The sequence below is a fragment of the Halomonas sp. SIMBA_159 genome (assembly GCF_046536035.1).
Classification (GTDB): domain Bacteria; phylum Pseudomonadota; class Gammaproteobacteria; order Pseudomonadales; family Halomonadaceae; genus Vreelandella; species Vreelandella venusta_A.
Genome location: NZ_JAWJBT010000233.1, coordinates 1 through 330, shown reverse-complemented (window position 1 = coordinate 330; position 330 = coordinate 1). Strand labels below are relative to the sequence as shown.

General features: G+C 41.2%; 1 protein-coding gene. It reads right to left on the bottom strand.

Annotated features, from left to right (window positions below; genetic code table 11):
- Positions 1-259, bottom strand: a 259-nt coding sequence (locus tag R0J87_RS19110) for a hypothetical protein (protein ID WP_498888212.1), incomplete at its 3' end; no start/stop codon positions are given.
- Between the last annotated feature and the right edge of the window lie 71 nt (positions 260-330).

Sequence of the window (330 nt, the reverse complement as noted above, 5' to 3'; positions counted from 1 at the left end):
AACTAAAGGTTCCACCAACTGCCACAAATTTCCCATTTCCATAAACTATATCTTTTAAGGCTGTAAAATCTCCATCGTTAACTTTTGGAATAACTTCAGAAGCTTTCCACGTATAACCGCCATCAGTCGAGTAAAGGGCGTGACCATTAGTAGCTACTGAGTACGGATCACCATTCGGATCTAATACATTCCGACTCGAACCAACTGCCACAACAATATCCTCGTCGCCAGCTACAGCATTAAGGTCTTGATAGAGCACTCCATTATCTTCTATAGAATGTTTTGTTGTCCAATTTATACCATCGGTTGATGTTGCTATGGACCTCACAC